Source organism: Nonomuraea sp. NPDC050404, assembly GCF_040655495.1.
Taxonomy (GTDB): Bacteria; Actinomycetota; Actinomycetes; order Streptosporangiales; family Streptosporangiaceae; genus Nonomuraea.
This window is the reverse complement of sequence record NZ_JBFAKB010000006.1, coordinates 478,592-491,900: the sequence shown is the minus strand read 5'-3', so window position 1 is coordinate 491,900 and position 13,309 is coordinate 478,592. Positions and strand designations below refer to the sequence as shown.

12 protein-coding genes are annotated in these 13,309 nt (G+C 68.6%); 7 read left to right on the top strand and 5 right to left on the bottom strand.

Annotated features, from left to right (window positions below; genetic code table 11):
* Positions 1 to 77: 77 nt before the first annotated feature.
* The gene (locus AB0I81_RS19565; protein WP_360658395.1) at positions 78 to 1,052 is read left to right on the top strand and encodes an iron-siderophore ABC transporter substrate-binding protein; all 975 of its coding nucleotides are present in this window, start codon (positions 78 to 80) and stop codon (positions 1,050 to 1,052) included.
* Positions 1,053 to 1,191: 139 nt separating this feature from the next.
* Here AB0I81_RS19565 and AB0I81_RS19560 read toward each other — a convergent pair whose 3' ends face one another.
* Positions 1,192 to 2,265 carry a PLP-dependent cysteine synthase family protein gene (locus tag AB0I81_RS19560; protein ID WP_360658393.1) on the bottom strand — a complete coding sequence of 358 codons (1,074 nt, stop codon included), beginning with the start codon at positions 2,263 to 2,265 and terminating at the stop codon, positions 1,192 to 1,194.
* A gap of 249 nt (positions 2,266 to 2,514) precedes the next feature.
* Between AB0I81_RS19560 and AB0I81_RS19555 the strand changes: the two genes are divergently transcribed.
* Complete coding sequence (locus tag AB0I81_RS19555) at positions 2,515 to 3,099, top strand: sigma-70 family RNA polymerase sigma factor (protein WP_360658391.1); 585 nt, start codon at positions 2,515 to 2,517, stop codon at positions 3,097 to 3,099.
* A gap of 4 nt (positions 3,100 to 3,103) precedes the next feature.
* Here AB0I81_RS19555 and AB0I81_RS19550 read toward each other — a convergent pair whose 3' ends face one another.
* Together AB0I81_RS19550 and AB0I81_RS19545 are read right to left on the bottom strand one after the other, a co-directional pair.
* The gene (locus tag AB0I81_RS19550) at positions 3,104 to 4,015 is read right to left on the bottom strand and encodes a sensor histidine kinase (RefSeq protein ID WP_360658389.1); all 912 of its coding nucleotides are present in this window, start codon (positions 4,013 to 4,015) and stop codon (positions 3,104 to 3,106) included.
* Positions 4,016 to 4,052: 37 nt separating this feature from the next.
* Positions 4,053 to 4,892 (bottom strand): DMT family transporter, encoded by an 840-nt coding sequence (locus AB0I81_RS19545; RefSeq protein ID WP_360658388.1) that lies wholly within the window; start codon positions 4,890 to 4,892, stop codon positions 4,053 to 4,055.
* 91 nt (positions 4,893 to 4,983) lie between these two features.
* Between AB0I81_RS19545 and AB0I81_RS19540 the strand changes: the two genes are divergently transcribed.
* The 4 genes from AB0I81_RS19540 (at position 4,984) to AB0I81_RS19525 (ending at position 7,601) form a co-directional block, all read left to right on the top strand.
* Positions 4,984 to 5,598: an XRE family transcriptional regulator gene (locus tag AB0I81_RS19540; RefSeq protein ID WP_360658387.1), complete on the top strand. Its 615-nt coding sequence runs from the start codon at positions 4,984 to 4,986 to the stop codon at positions 5,596 to 5,598.
* A gap of 157 nt (positions 5,599 to 5,755) precedes the next feature.
* Positions 5,756 to 6,061, top strand: coding sequence for a hypothetical protein (locus tag AB0I81_RS19535; RefSeq protein WP_360658385.1), 306 nt, complete (start codon positions 5,756 to 5,758; stop codon positions 6,059 to 6,061).
* A 126-nt stretch (positions 6,062 to 6,187) separates the two neighbouring features.
* Positions 6,188 to 6,886 (top strand): polysaccharide deacetylase family protein, encoded by a 699-nt coding sequence (locus AB0I81_RS19530; protein ID WP_360658383.1) that lies wholly within the window; start codon positions 6,188 to 6,190, stop codon positions 6,884 to 6,886.
* A gap of 64 nt (positions 6,887 to 6,950) precedes the next feature.
* Complete coding sequence (locus tag AB0I81_RS19525) at positions 6,951 to 7,601, top strand: DUF2461 domain-containing protein (protein ID WP_360658381.1); 651 nt, start codon at positions 6,951 to 6,953, stop codon at positions 7,599 to 7,601.
* Between the two features lie 53 nt (positions 7,602 to 7,654).
* On the opposite strand, the gene AB0I81_RS19520 is transcribed toward AB0I81_RS19525, so the two are convergent.
* Both AB0I81_RS19520 and typA read right to left on the bottom strand, forming a co-directional pair.
* Positions 7,655 to 10,192, bottom strand: coding sequence for a hypothetical protein (locus AB0I81_RS19520; RefSeq protein WP_360658379.1), 2,538 nt, complete (start codon positions 10,190 to 10,192; stop codon positions 7,655 to 7,657).
* A gap of 223 nt (positions 10,193 to 10,415) precedes the next feature.
* Entirely contained in the window at positions 10,416 to 12,266 is a 1,851-nt protein-coding gene (typA, locus tag AB0I81_RS19515; RefSeq protein ID WP_360658377.1) for a translational GTPase TypA, read from the bottom strand.
* A gap of 257 nt (positions 12,267 to 12,523) precedes the next feature.
* Between typA and AB0I81_RS19510 the strand changes: the two genes are divergently transcribed.
* Complete coding sequence (locus tag AB0I81_RS19510; protein WP_360658375.1) at positions 12,524 to 13,267, top strand: AMP-binding protein; 744 nt, start codon at positions 12,524 to 12,526, stop codon at positions 13,265 to 13,267.
* Positions 13,268 to 13,309 lie beyond the last annotated feature (42 nt).

The following is a 13,309-nucleotide window of genomic DNA, read 5'->3' as shown; positions in this document are numbered from 1 at the left end:
CCTCGCCGTTGCTCGATCCTGTGCAGTATGTCAGCTTAGACTGCGTTTAGGTTAGCCTTACCTTTGGAAGGGGTCCGATGAGACCGTTGCGGTTGCTGGCCGGCGTTGTCCTCATGGCCGGACTGGCCGCCTGCGGCTCGGCCGGGACGACGGGCGGTGCGCCGCCGTCCACGGGCGCGGCCCCGTTCAGGACCGTGAAGCACGCGATGGGCGAGACGGTCATCCCCGCGCAGCCGAAGCGGGTGGTCGCGCTCGACCAGAGCTTCGTGGACGCGGTGCTGACGCTGGAGACGCCGGTGGTGGGCTACACGATGTACCGGTCGATCGACGACAAGCTGCCCGCATACCTCGGAACGGTCGCCGAGCGGTACGGCAAGGAGGCGACCCCGGTCGGCACGCTGGAGCAGCCGAGCCTGGAGAAGATCATCGCGCTCAAGCCCGACCTGATCGTGTCGGCGAAGGTGCGGCACGAGGCGTTGTACGACAAGCTCTCCAAGATCGCGCCGACCGTGTTCAGCGAGACCACCGGGGCCATCTGGAAGGAGAACGTGCGCCTCATGGGCCAGGCCCTGGGCAAGGAGGACCTCGCGGACGCCACTCTCAAGGCGTTCGAGGAGCGGGCGGGCAAAATCGGCGCGTCGATCAAGGAGAAGGACGGCGAACTGCCGACGATCTCCATCGTGCGCTTCGCCGGTGAGCCCACGACCCGGCTGTACGTGGAGGCGTCCTACTCCGGAGTGGTCATGAAGGACGTCGGGTTCCCGCGCCCGGAGAAGCAGCCGGTCGCGCAGGACGCGATCGCGGTGGACGTGAGCCAGGAACGCATCGCGGACCTGGACGCCGACCACATCTTCGTCTCGACCTACCCGGACCCGGCCAGCGCCGGGCCGAAGGAGAAGTTCGTCGGCAACCCGCTGTGGGGCCGGCTCAAGGGCGACAAGCACGAGGTGGACGACCTGACGTGGATGAGCGCGGTGGGCATCCAGGGGGCGCACGCGATCCTGGACGACGTGGCCGAACTGTTCGGCGTCGATCCCGCCAAAGCCGGTTAGGTCGTCGTGAAGCCGTTGATCCCGCCGAGGCGGGTCAGGCCGTCATGAAGCCGTTGATCCCGCCGAGGCGGGTCAGGCCGTCATGAAGCCGTTGATCCCGCCAAGGCGGGTCAGGCCGTCATGAAGGCGTCGATCCGGGTCAGGCCGTCATGAAGCCGCGCAGGCCGTCCAGATGAGGCTCGATGTCCAGGCCCTGGCCGGCCAGCCAGCCCGGGTTGCCGTAGGTGCCCTTGTACCGGTCGCCGCTGTCGCACACCAGGGTCACGATGCTGCCCCGCACGCCCTCGTCGCGCATCTCGCCGATGAGGTCCACGCAGGCGGCCAGGTTCGTGCCCGTCGAGCCCCCGACGTCCAGGCCGGTCACCTCGCGCGTCCAGTGCATGGCCGCGATCGAGCGGGCGTCGGGCACGGCGATCATGCGGTCGATGACCGTGGGCTGGAACGACGGCTCCACGCGGGGCCGTCCGATGCCCTCGATGCGCGAGCCCGGAGCGGTGAGCGAGGTGTCGCCGGAGGTCCAGCTCGGGTAGAAGGCCGAGCCCTCCGGGTCCACGACGGCCAGGCGGGTGGGGTGGCGGCGGTAGCGGATGTAGCGGCCGATGGTGGCGGAGGTGCCGCCGGTGCCGGCGCCCACCACGATCCAGGCCGGTTCCGGGTGGGGCTCCAGGGACATCTGGGAGAAGATGGACTCGGCGATGTTGTTGTTGCCGCGCCAGTCGGTGGCCCGTTCCGCGTAGGTGAACTGGTCCATGAAGTGGCCGCCGGTCTCGTCGGCCAGCCGGTGAGATTCGTCATAGATCTGGGTGGGATCGTCGACCAGATGGCATTTCCCCCCGTAGAACTCGATGAGGTGGATCTTCTCCGGCGACGTGGACGCGGGCATGACGGCGATGAACGGCAGGCCGAGCAGGCGGGCGAAGTACGCCTCGCTGACGGCGGTGGAGCCGCTCGACGCCTCCACGCAGGTCGTGGCCGGGCCGATCCAGCCGTTGGCCAGGCCGTACAGGAAGAGCGAGCGGGCCAGACGGTGTTTCAGTGAACCAGTGGGGTGTACTGACTCGTCTTTCAAGTAGAGGTTTACCCCCCAATGCGAGGGCAGCGGAAAGACGTGCAGATGTGTGTCGCAACTACGGTTGGCATCGGCCTCGACCTTGCGTATGGCCTCAGCTACCCAGCGGCGTGTGCCCAGGTGGTGCCGGTCCACGAAACTCATCCTCATACGCTATCCCATGTGACTCTGGCCACTATTCCTACAAAATTGGATGGTTAGTGTTATGATAATGAGACTTGTCCGGCCGTGGACGTGACCACGCACGCCGCGAGCAGATGGACGATCAACCCCTTCTGACCAAGGCGAAACCTCCTAACGCGCCCCTTAGGCGGGGCTTGCGAGGATGGAAATGCTGTCAGGCGGCTTGTGCCGAACGGGGGATAGCGCAAGGGGGAATGAAAATTGATCACTATGACCGATGAGCAGCGTCAGGACTGGTTCGAGCGCGATGTCGTGCCCGTGACCTCGCAGCTTTTCGCCTCCGCCATGCGCCTGACCCGTAACACCGCGGACGCGGAGGACCTGGTGCAGGAGACGGTGGCCAAGGCGTACACGTCCTACCACCAGTTCCGCGAGGGCACCAACCTCAAGGCGTGGCTGCACCGGATCCTGACCAACAACTTCATCAACGACTATCGCAAGAAGCAGCGGTCGCCGAAGTTGTCCGCCGCCGAGGACATCGAGGACTGGCAGCTGCACGCCGCCGAGTCGCACAGCTCGACCGGGCTGCGTTCGGCCGAGACCGAGGCGCTCGACCGGCTGCCCGACAACGTCGTGATGAACGCTCTGCGCTCCCTGCCCGAGGACTTCCGCGTGGCCGTCTACCTGGCCGACGTCGAGGGGTTCGCGTACAAGGAGATCGCCGACCGCATGGGCACGCCCATCGGGACCGTGATGTCGCGGCTGCACCGTGGCCGCCGCCAGCTCCGGGGGATGCTGGAGGAGTACGTGCGCGAAGAGGGCGCCGTGCGACTGCCGGCCCAGCGTGCCGCCTGACCTCCTAGGACGACCCCATCTTGAGATGAAGACGGACTCGAAGGAGTCCGTCTTCCGCGCGTAACTCGACCAGATCGCACAACTGCCTGCTGATCCAGAGCCCGTATCCCCGTGGGGATTCGGGCTCTGGTGGTATGTAGCCGGGTAAGGGGTCGTGCAGGGCGCCGCCGGGGTCGGCGACCTCGCAGACCAGCTCCCCGTCGGCCACCCACATCGTGATCGTGCCGTGCCCGGCGCCGTGCTCGACGCTGTTGGCCGCGATCTCGGACACGCTGATCACCAGCGAGGTGATGAGGTTGCGGTCCATGCCGCGCGCCCTGGCGTAGTCGCCGACGCCCTGCCGCAGCCGCTTCAGCTCCCTGCCGGTGAACCGGATGGTCTCGGCGTCGCCGCCCGGCGGCGGCAGCGGCTGGCGGTCGCCGTTCAGCACCAGCTCGTGCGGCTGGACGAACTGGGTGCTGGTCACCTCGCCGTCCGCGCCGAGCAACATGGGATGGTTGATCGGGCCGAAGTCGAGCACGTCCTTGGGCACGTCGCGCAGGTCGTACAGGCATAACATGATCACGGCCGTCGCGTGCAGCGCGGCGTTGACCACGGACTCGTAGCGGATGAGCTCCCTGATCTCGCGCAGGCTCCGGTCCCGCCAGACGGGTTCGCCGATCACGAGGGTGCGGCGGCCCCTGGTGTACTCGTGGTAGGCGGCCAGCGTGCGGTACGGATGGTCGTACCAGGAGGACGAGGCACGGCTGTCGATCCGCCCGGCGTCGCGGCCCAGGCGATCGGCCAGCAGGTTCAGCTTGGGGCGGCAGGTGATCACCAGCACGCGCCTGCCCTCGTCCAGCGCGGAGCGCACCCGCGGCACGGCCAGATCCAGGAAGGACTCATCAGAGTCGTACGGCACCGCGACGTGCTTCAACGACCCACCAGGGCGCACGGGCGAAACGTAGCAAGCGCTAGAGGTGCTGCGCAACGGCTATGAGAGCCACTGCCGCGAGCGCGCATCCCACGCCGGCCACCTGGACGGCCCGCAGCCGTTCTCCCAGCACCTTCCTGGCCAGCAGCAGCGTGCTGGCCGGATAGAGCGAGACCAGCACGGCGACCAGGCTGAGCAGGCCGTCCTGCTGGGCCAGCAAGTAGAGCACGTTGGCCCCCATGTCGAGCACCCCGGCCGCCACGATGATGTGCAGCGAGCCCGGTCCCGGCCGCAGCGTACGCCGCGTGAGCAGGGCCACCAGGGCCACCATGGACACCGACGACAGCCGGGCGCCGACCAGCGGCCACAGGCCCGCCTCGTGCGGCGCCATGGACAGCAGGATGAAGAAGCCGCCGAAGCCGGCCCCCGCGGCCAGCGCGGTCAGCACCGACGCCGCCGATGAGCGCCCGCCGCCCGACCTGTCCTGGCTGATCAGCAGCACGGAGCCGAGCGCCAGCGCCACCCCGATCAGCGCCCAGACGTGCGGTCGTTCGCCGCTCACCAGCCCGAACGCCACCGGCAGCGCGGCCGAGGTGACGGCGGTCGTCGGCGCCACCACCGACATGACGCCGGTGGCCAGCGACCGGTAGAACAGCACCATCCCGGCCGCCCCCGACAGGCCCGCGGCGAGCCCCCAGGACAGGGCCGCGTCGCTGTACGCGCCCGGCAGCAGCGACATGAGGCCGAGGATCAGTGCCAGGCCGGCGATCTGTGAGAGCACGACGACCGACAACACCTGCGAGCGTCGGGTGGCCAGGCCGCCGAAGAAGTCCGCCGTGCCGTAGACGAGCGCGCAGGCCGTGGCCAGGATCACCGACATCGCAGGGCTCCTCCAGTTCACTCTGTTGCACTGTTAGTGCAACACAAAGAGTACAACCCACTGCAAATCCTTTTCACTAGACTGCACTCTCATGGAAGATGCGGAGCTGATCACGCAGGCCATCGCGAACAACGTCCGCGCCCAGCGCGCGCACCGCGGGCTGACCCTCGACGCGCTGGCCGCCAGGTCCGGGGTGAGCAGGGGCATGCTGGTCCAGGTCGAGCAGGGCAGGACGAACCCCAGCGTGTCCACCCTGACCCGGATCGCCTCCGCGCTCGGCGTCACCGTGGCCAGGCTGGTCGAGGTGGCCGACGTGCCGATGGTGCGGGTGGTGGACAAGTCGGACGTGGTCACCTTCCGCCAGGGCGACACCGAGGCGCGGCTGCTGGTGGGCGCGGACGTGCCGATGATCCTGGAACTGTGGGACTGGCGGCTGGCGCCCGGCGAGCACCACGACGGCGACGCCCATCCGCCCGGCACCCGCGAGATGCTCACGGTGCTGGAGGGCGAGCTGACGCTGACCGTGTACGGCAAGAGTTACGTGATCGGCAAGGACGACGCCGTGCTCTTCACCGCGGACCGGCCCCATGTCTACGCGAACCGGGGCGAAGGGCAGCTCAGATTCATGATGGTCGTCGCCGAACCGCGCGAGCCCCACGACTCACACGCGCCACCGCAGCCCCAAAATCCTGCCGCGCCCGCGTGACCAATTACCGCGAACGCCCCCCATGTAACCCGGCGGAGTTTCATGATTACTCCATGTCTTGGACGGCTGATGCCCGTTGTTGGGTACATCCCTTGTATGCGGTGAGCGGGTCGCGCCCGCTCCGCACGGCTTGCGAAACGTCGGCAGGGGGTGGCGTGTGAGTGAGGCCCGAGCGGCGACGGAGAAGCTCCATTCGGAGCTGCATGGTCTGGGCGTCACCAGCGCGTACGAGGTGGGCGACGACGAGACCATCTCGGTGTGGATAGGACTGGTCGTCCGCTATAGGGATGGATTTTACCGTTGGCAGGAAGGGCCGGTTAAACGTCGGCATCTGGGTACGGATCCGGTCGGATGTGCCATGCGCGTGGCGCGCCGCTACAAGGAATTGCAGGCGGATATCCCACTCTGGTGGGACGACCTGGCCAGGGAGCTGCGGGGGGCACCGGTCCAGGATTATCCGTAAGCCCCCGCGTGCGGCGTTTCGGGGGGAATCATGCGCGGGTGGGCTTTGCCGCTGGCCCTTGTCGCTATGGTGAGCTGCGTCACCCAATCGGTGCCACGCCGCCAGCACCAGGCCGAGGTGCCTTTCATGCCGTCCAGTCCGGTCGCCGTCGATCCCGTCGTGCTCGCCAAGCGGCTGGTGTCGATGCAGTCGGGCTGGCCGCGCAGCCGTAAGTTCGACTGCGCGAAGCTCAAATGCGTGGCGCTGACCTTCGACGACGGCCCGGGGGAGCACACCGGGCGGCTGCTCGACCTGCTCAGCAGCCGCGACGTCAGGGCCACGTTCTTCGTCATCGGGCAGATGGTGGCGGCCGACAAGGAAGGGCGCACCGTCCGGCGCATCGTGGACGACGGCCACGAGATCGGCAACCACTCGTGGAGCCATCCGGCGCTGGCCGGGTTGTCGCAGGAAGCGCTCAAACGGGAGCTCAAATACACCGACGACATCGTGCGGAAGCTGACCGGGGTGCGGATGCGGGTGATGCGGCCGCCGTACGGGTCTACCGACGACCAGGTCGAGGCCGAGACGCGGCGCGAGGGCCTGGCCCAGATCCTGTGGAACGTGGACACCCTGGACTGGCGCGACCGGGTCGCCGCGACCGTGGCCAAGCGGGCCGGCGACGCCAAGCCCGGCTCGATCGTGCTGCTGCACGACATCCACCGCAGCACGGTGGACGCCGTGCCGAAGCTGCTCGACTCGCTGGACAGGAAGGGCTACACGTTCGTCACCGTGTCGGAGCTGTACGGCAGGACGCCGTCCCCCGGCCGGACCTACACCGAGCGATGACCGGTCATCCGCACTTCACCACCGGCGGACGGAGTTGTCGGTGGCGCGTGGCAGTCTTGTCGCCATGGGTTTCAGCGGCTTTCCCGACGAGGCGATCCTCTTCTACGAGGGTCTTGAGGCGGACAACTCCAAGACCTACTTCGCTCAGCACAAGCGGCTCTACGAGGAGGCCGTGCGGGAGCCCATGCTCGCGCTCACCGAGGAGCTGGCCGGGGAGTTCGGGCGGGCGCACCTCTTCCGGCCCTACCGCGACGTGCGCTTCTCCAAGGACAAGACGCCCTACAAGACACATCAGGGCGCGTTCGTGGAGGCCATGCCCGCGATCGGGTTCTACGTGGAGATCAGCGCGGAGGGGCTGTCCACGGCGGGCGGCGTCTACTCCACGGCCTCCGACCAGGTGGCCCGCTACCGGGCGGCCGTGGATGAGGACCTGTCCGGCAAGGTGCTGGAGTCGATCGCGGACGCGCTGACGGCCGAGGGCTACGAACTGCGCGGCGAGCGGCTCAAGACCCGGCCGCGCGGGTTCGGGGATGAGCATCCGCGGATCGAGCTGCTGCGGCACAAGTCGTTGTTCGCCGGGATGCGGTTCGAGCCCGCGGAGTGGGTGCACACGGCGCAGGTGCGCGAGCGGGTCGAGCACACGTGGCGGGCGTTCGGGCCGCTGGTGGAGTGGCTGTGCACGCACGTACGGGGCAGCGAACTGCCCCGCCGCTGACCGCCCGGGGTGCCAGCGTGGATCGGCGGCCCCGGGGTGGCGGCCCTGGTGGCTCAGCGGGGTGGTGGGGTGGTGATCGTGACGATCTGGTCGCCCTTCAGGATGCGGTCCACCGTCTGTCCCGCCGCCGAAGAGGCCGCCGTCGTGCCGGCCGCCAGCAGCAGGGCCAGCGTCGGCGCCGCCAGGCTGCGGACGCTGCGCAGGTTGCGTACGCGCGCCCACGGCTCGCCCGCAAGGTGCATCATCCGCCACTCCCAGAACAGCCCGAGCCCGATGCACACCATCATCACCTGCCCCACCACGATGCCGATCACCACCAGCTTGTCGAAGGCGCCGATGTCCGGCTCGGCGAGCGTGGACAGGAAGCCCGACAACTCCGTCATCAGGGCCGCGGCGGCCAGGTGCAAGGCCTTGGTCATCGGCTGGGTGCCACGGATGCGCGGGTAGAAGTAGCCGAACAGGAACCCGAATGCGGGCACGGTGATCAGGTAGCGCCCGTCGAAGACGAAGCTGGTCAGGTCCACTCCCTCCGGCCAGCCGTACACCAGCGCGAACGGCAGGCTCAGCAGCAGGCTGACGGTGAAGGCGTGCACGCCGTTGTGCCAGGGCGTGCAGCCGGCGGAGGTGGCGAACGCGGTCTCCGGGTGCCTGCCGTGCTGGTTCAGCGCCGACTCCAGGACGTTGCGCTGCTGGTCGAACTCGGACATCGTCATGTCGCCGCCGCCGATCCTGCCCCGCCCGATCCGGTAGAGCTCCTGCTCGGAGACCAGCAGCAGCCGCTTGTGCAGGGCGGCCCTGACGAGTTGCCGGTGTTCCTCCAGGTTGAGCGGCTCGGGCAGCGCCGGGCGCGGGCCGCTGAGCAGCCAGCGGGCGGTTCCCCAGGCCACGAGCGAGGTGATGGCCAGCAGGGGCAGCGGCACGTCGATGTCGGCCAATGTCGTGCTGCCGCCCGGCGTGATGTACAGCACCATCAGCACGCAGATCATGGTGGACTCCACGACCGGGTTGTCGATCGCCGACACCTGCCCGCCGAGCCGCCGCAGTCGCAGCACCAGCATCACGAAACCGAGCAGCAGCAGCCCCAGCACGCCGCGGACGATCGGAGTGAGGACGAGGCTGCCGATCTGCGGCTCCGGCTGCGACACCGCCAGGCTCCACGACCCCGAGTCCAGCCACTCGGTCGGCCAGCCCTGCACCAGCAGGCTGATGAGCACGGCGCCCACGACGGTCTGGCGCTTCCACTGCTTGGTCGCCACGGCCATCGCGCCGATCGGGATCATCGCCCAGCTCAGCGCCAGCACCAGCCGGATGCTGTCGGGCGGGTACACCCCGCCCAGCAGCGCCCGCAACCACAGGGCCAGCGCCAGCAGCCCGATCGCCGCCTCGGCCGACAACACGACCAGCCGGATGATCACCGGCCGCACGCCCAGGTCCACGCTGAAGGCGACCGCCGAGCCCGCCGCCGCCACGGCCGCCACCGCCCCGCCCGCCAGCAGGGCCTGGCCGGAGAGCTGGCCGTGCAGCCACGACCAGCTGAGCATGCCCAGCCCGATCAGCAGCCCGACCCCGGTCACGATCAGCAGGTCGCGGCTGTTCCAAGGCGGGCTCGTCGGCAGCACCCGGCCGGCGTGCCGCAGCGCGAGCAGGGGCAGGGCGACGAAGAGGATCACGTACGCCACCGCCGACCAGTCCTCGGCGAACAGCGGGATCAGCAGCGTGGGCGCGGCCAGCATCAGGACGATGAACAACTCCCTGTTGGCCAGCCGCGCCCACCAGCCCTGGCCCAGCGAGCGCAGCAGGAAGACGAACAGCGCGATCGCGGTGAGCACGCCGAGCGCGGTGGCCCACGAGAAGTCGTCGGCCACCACCACGTCGGCGAACCCGTAGGAGTCCGGCGCCAGCGTCATGCTCACCGGGTAGGCCCCGACGGTGAACACCAGCCGGTCCTCCTGCTCCTGCTCCGGCTCGAAGCCCTCAAGGCGCAGCACGGTCCACTCGCCGGGCAGCACGGTGACCGCCCGCGTGGTCACGATCAGGGGGAAGGAGGTGGGCTGCCCGAAGCCCAGCTTCAGCAGCGCGTCCATGTGGACCTGCCGCAACACCGTGACCGTGAACTGGGCGGTGACTTGCCTGCTGTCGGAGGTGAGGATCGGCGCGAGGCGCGTGGTGGGCTCCAGGCTGGTGCCGTCCACCTTGATCGGGCCGAAGACGGAGTCGTTGACCTGCTGGATCGTGTCGGGGAAGCCGCTGCCCTGGCGTAACGCCTCGGTGAGCGGGTCCTCGCGGGTGAGCTGGAGCCGGTGCACGATGGTCACCTTGACCTGGCGCTGGCGAGGGTCCAGCCGTCCCTCAGGAACCGAGTCCAGGTCGGCCGTGCGCGCCCTGGTGACCATGATCTCGGTGGTGGCCCTGCGGGCATAGCGCATGTCGAGGGTGGCACGGATGGCGGCGGCCACCCACGGGTTGGGCGCCGCCATGCCTCTCGGCGGCGCGGGTCCTGCCACGGGCCTGGCTGCGACGGTGCACCAAACGATCGCCCCCAACGACACCAGCGCCAGCCCGAACGCGATTGCGATCCGGAGCTTTCCCACAATTTGGATGATTCTCCGGCATACGCGTTTGTTCTATCTCTAAGGGTAACGGTGTGATTACAGCTGCTCCCATAACAACTTTTCTTTACGGCGAGACACGGGAGAGTTCTGCAATCGCACGTGGCCGAGGCCGGACACTTACTGCCCGTACTTACCCGAAAGCCGCGCTTTGTTCGCAAAAAGCGAGCGAAGCGCGGCCGGATGTGTGATGTGAGACTTGCGGTCAGCCTCGCTTGGCGCGGGCGGCGGCGCGGCCACGGGTGGCGGCGTCCAGCACCACCTTGCGGATGCGCACGGCGTCCGGAGTGATCTCCACGCACTCGTCCTCGCGGATGAACTCCAGGGCCTGCTCCAGCGACATGGCGCGCGGCGGGATCACCTTCTCCGTCTCCTCGCTGGTGGAGGAGCGCATGTTGGTGAGCTTCTTCTCCTTGGTGATGTTGACGTCCATGTCGTCGGACCGGGAGTTCTCACCGACGATCATGCCCTCGTAGACCTCGGTGGTCGGCGAGACGAACAGGGCGCCGCGCTCCTGCAGGTTGAGCATGGCGAACGCGGTCACCGGGCCCGACCTGTCGGCCACCAGCGAACCGTTGTTACGGGTGCGCAGCTCGCCGAACCACGGCTCGTAGGAGTCGAACACGTGGTGCACCAGGCCGGTGCCGCGCGTCTCGGTCAGGAACTCGGTACGGAAGCCGATCAGCCCACGCGCCGGCACCACGAACTCCATCCGGATCCAGCCGGTGCCGTGGTTGGTCATGTGCTCCATGCGGCCCTTGCGCACGGCCAGGAGCTGGGTGACCGCGCCGAGGTACTCCTCGGGGCAGTCGACCGTCAGCCGCTCGACCGGCTCGTGCACCTTGCCGTCGATGTCCTTGGTGACCACCTGCGGCTTGCCGACGGTCAGCTCGTAGCCCTCGCGGCGCATCTGCTCCACCAGGATGGCCAGCGCCAGCTCACCACGGCCCTGCACCTCCCAGGCGTCGGGCCGGTCGGTCTGCAGCACGCGCAGCGAGACGTTGCCGACCAGCTCCTTGTCGAGGCGGTCCTTGACCATGCGCGCGGTGACCTTGCCGCCCTTCACCTTGCCGACCAGGGGCGAGGTGTTGGTGCCGATGGTCATCGAGATGGCCGGCTCGTCCACCGTGATCAGCGGCAGCGGGCGCGGGTCGTCGGGGTCGGCCAGCGTCTCACCGATCATGATCTCCGGGATGCCGGCGATGGCGATGATGTCGCCGGGGCCGGCCTCCTCGGCCGGCTTGCGCTCCAGCGCCTCGGTCATGAGCAGCTCGGTGATCTTGACGCGCTGGATCGAGCCGTCGGTACGGCACCAGGCCACCTGCTGGCCCTTGCGCAGGACGCCCTGGTGGATCCGGCACAGCGCGATCCGGCCCAGGTAGGAGGAGGCGTCGAGGTTGGTGACGTGGGCCTGCAGCGGCGCGTTCGGGTCGTAGGTGGGCGCCGGGATCGTCGACTTGATGATGTCGAACAGCGGCTCGAGGTCCTCGGAGTCGGGCATCCCGCCGTCGGCGGGGCGCTCCATGGAGGCCCGGCCGGCCTTGGCGGAGGCGTAGACGATCGGGAAGTCGATCTGCTCCTCGGTGGCGTCGAGGTCCATGAACAACTCGTAGACCTCGTCCACGACCTCCTTGATGCGGGCGTCGGGGCGGTCCACCTTGTTGATGCACAAAATAACCGGCATCTTGGCGGCGAAGGCCTTGCGCAACACGAACCGGGTCTGCGGCAGCGGCCCCTCGGAGGCGTCCACCAGCAGCACCACGCCGTCGACCATCGACAGGCCGCGCTCGACCTCGCCGCCGAAGTCGGCGTGGCCGGGGGTGTCGATGATGTTGAGGGTCATCCCGCCGTGCTTGACCGCGGTGTTCTTCGCGAGAATGGTGATGCCCTTCTCGCGCTCAAGGTCGTTGGAGTCCATCACACGGTCGTCGACGTCCTGGTTGGCGCGGAATGCCCCGGACTGCCAGAGCATGGCGTCGACGAGCGTGGTCTTGCCATGGTCGACGTGCGCGATGATCGCGATGTTCCGCAGGTCGTCGCGGCTGTTCAAAGGCATGATGACGTCTCGCTCTGTGTCGTGGGGGCGGCCGCGCGAAGTCGCGACCTCATAAGTCTAGTTGATCCCCTCAGATGGCAAGAGCGCGACAAGATGGCGGCGAGGGTACACGCGGGCATCCTCACCGTTACGAACCGGCCACCGTAGCTGTGAGCAACCACGTCAGGGCCCCACCTGCGGCTCGCCGGGGGCGGCTACATAGCGCATTGCACAATTGTGCGCATGGCAAGCTCCGGCCGGAAACCTAGATTGTCGGCATGACCTGGACAGAGCTGGTTATGGCGGCGGCACCGATTCAGGGCGATCAGCCGGCGGTGAGCGACGTCAGGACCGGTGAGGTGCTGTCCTACGCGGCCTTCGCCAGACGGGTCACCCGAGCCGCGGCCGGCCTGCGCGCCAAGGGCCTGCGTTATGGCGACCACGTCCTGGTCAACGTTCCCCTCGGCGCGACCCTGCCCGTGGCGGTGCACGCCGTCGCCTGGGCCGGCGGGGTCGCGGTGCTCGCGGCCTCGGGCGCCGCCCGCATGATGATCGCCCAGGACCACTTCGACCCGGCCGGGGTGAAGGTGGACCAGGTCTTCTCCTTCCGCCCCACGCCCGGCGCGAGGCTGTTCTCGGAGCTGATGACCGACGGCGCGCTGGAGTTCGGGCCGCTGGCCGGGCCGGCGCTCTCGCTCGACGGGCGGCGCCTGTTCGACAACTCGGAGCTGACCACCGACCTGCGCAACCTCGCCACCCGGCTGGTGATCGGCAAGGACGACATCGTGCTCAGCGCGGTGAGCGAGCCGCTGCGCGGGCTACGGGTGATCGATCTGGCCATGACGTCGGGGGCCGAGGTCGTGGTCGCCCACGAGCCCAGCGTGATCGGCTGCCGGGTGCTGGCGCAGGAGCGCGGGGCCACCGTGGTCGTGGCGCCGTACGAGCTGGCCAGGAGGCTGCTCGGCGATCCCGTGCTGCGCGTCGTGGACGAAAGGGCGGTCGTGAGCTCGCTTGGCCTGTGAAAAGTGCGACACTGTGGAAGAGTGTGATCCTTCCGCGACGCA

Coding starts and splice junctions, on each gene's coding strand:
- AB0I81_RS19565 (WP_360658395.1), top strand. CDS start 78: ATGAGACCGTTGCGGTTGCTGGCCGGCGTTGTCCTCATGGCCGGACTG.
- AB0I81_RS19560 (WP_360658393.1), bottom strand. CDS start 2,265: ATGAGTTTCGTGGACCGGCACCACCTGGGCACACGCCGCTGGGTAGCT.
- AB0I81_RS19555 (WP_360658391.1), top strand. CDS start 2,515: ATGACCGATGAGCAGCGTCAGGACTGGTTCGAGCGCGATGTCGTGCCC.
- AB0I81_RS19545 (WP_360658388.1), bottom strand. CDS start 4,892: ATGTCGGTGATCCTGGCCACGGCCTGCGCGCTCGTCTACGGCACGGCG.
- AB0I81_RS19540 (WP_360658387.1), top strand. CDS start 4,984: ATGGAAGATGCGGAGCTGATCACGCAGGCCATCGCGAACAACGTCCGC.
- AB0I81_RS19530 (WP_360658383.1), top strand. CDS start 6,188: ATGCCGTCCAGTCCGGTCGCCGTCGATCCCGTCGTGCTCGCCAAGCGG.
- AB0I81_RS19525 (WP_360658381.1), top strand. CDS start 6,951: ATGGGTTTCAGCGGCTTTCCCGACGAGGCGATCCTCTTCTACGAGGGT.
- typA (WP_360658377.1), bottom strand. CDS start 12,266: ATGCCTTTGAACAGCCGCGACGACCTGCGGAACATCGCGATCATCGCG.
- AB0I81_RS19510 (WP_360658375.1), top strand. CDS start 12,524: ATGACCTGGACAGAGCTGGTTATGGCGGCGGCACCGATTCAGGGCGAT.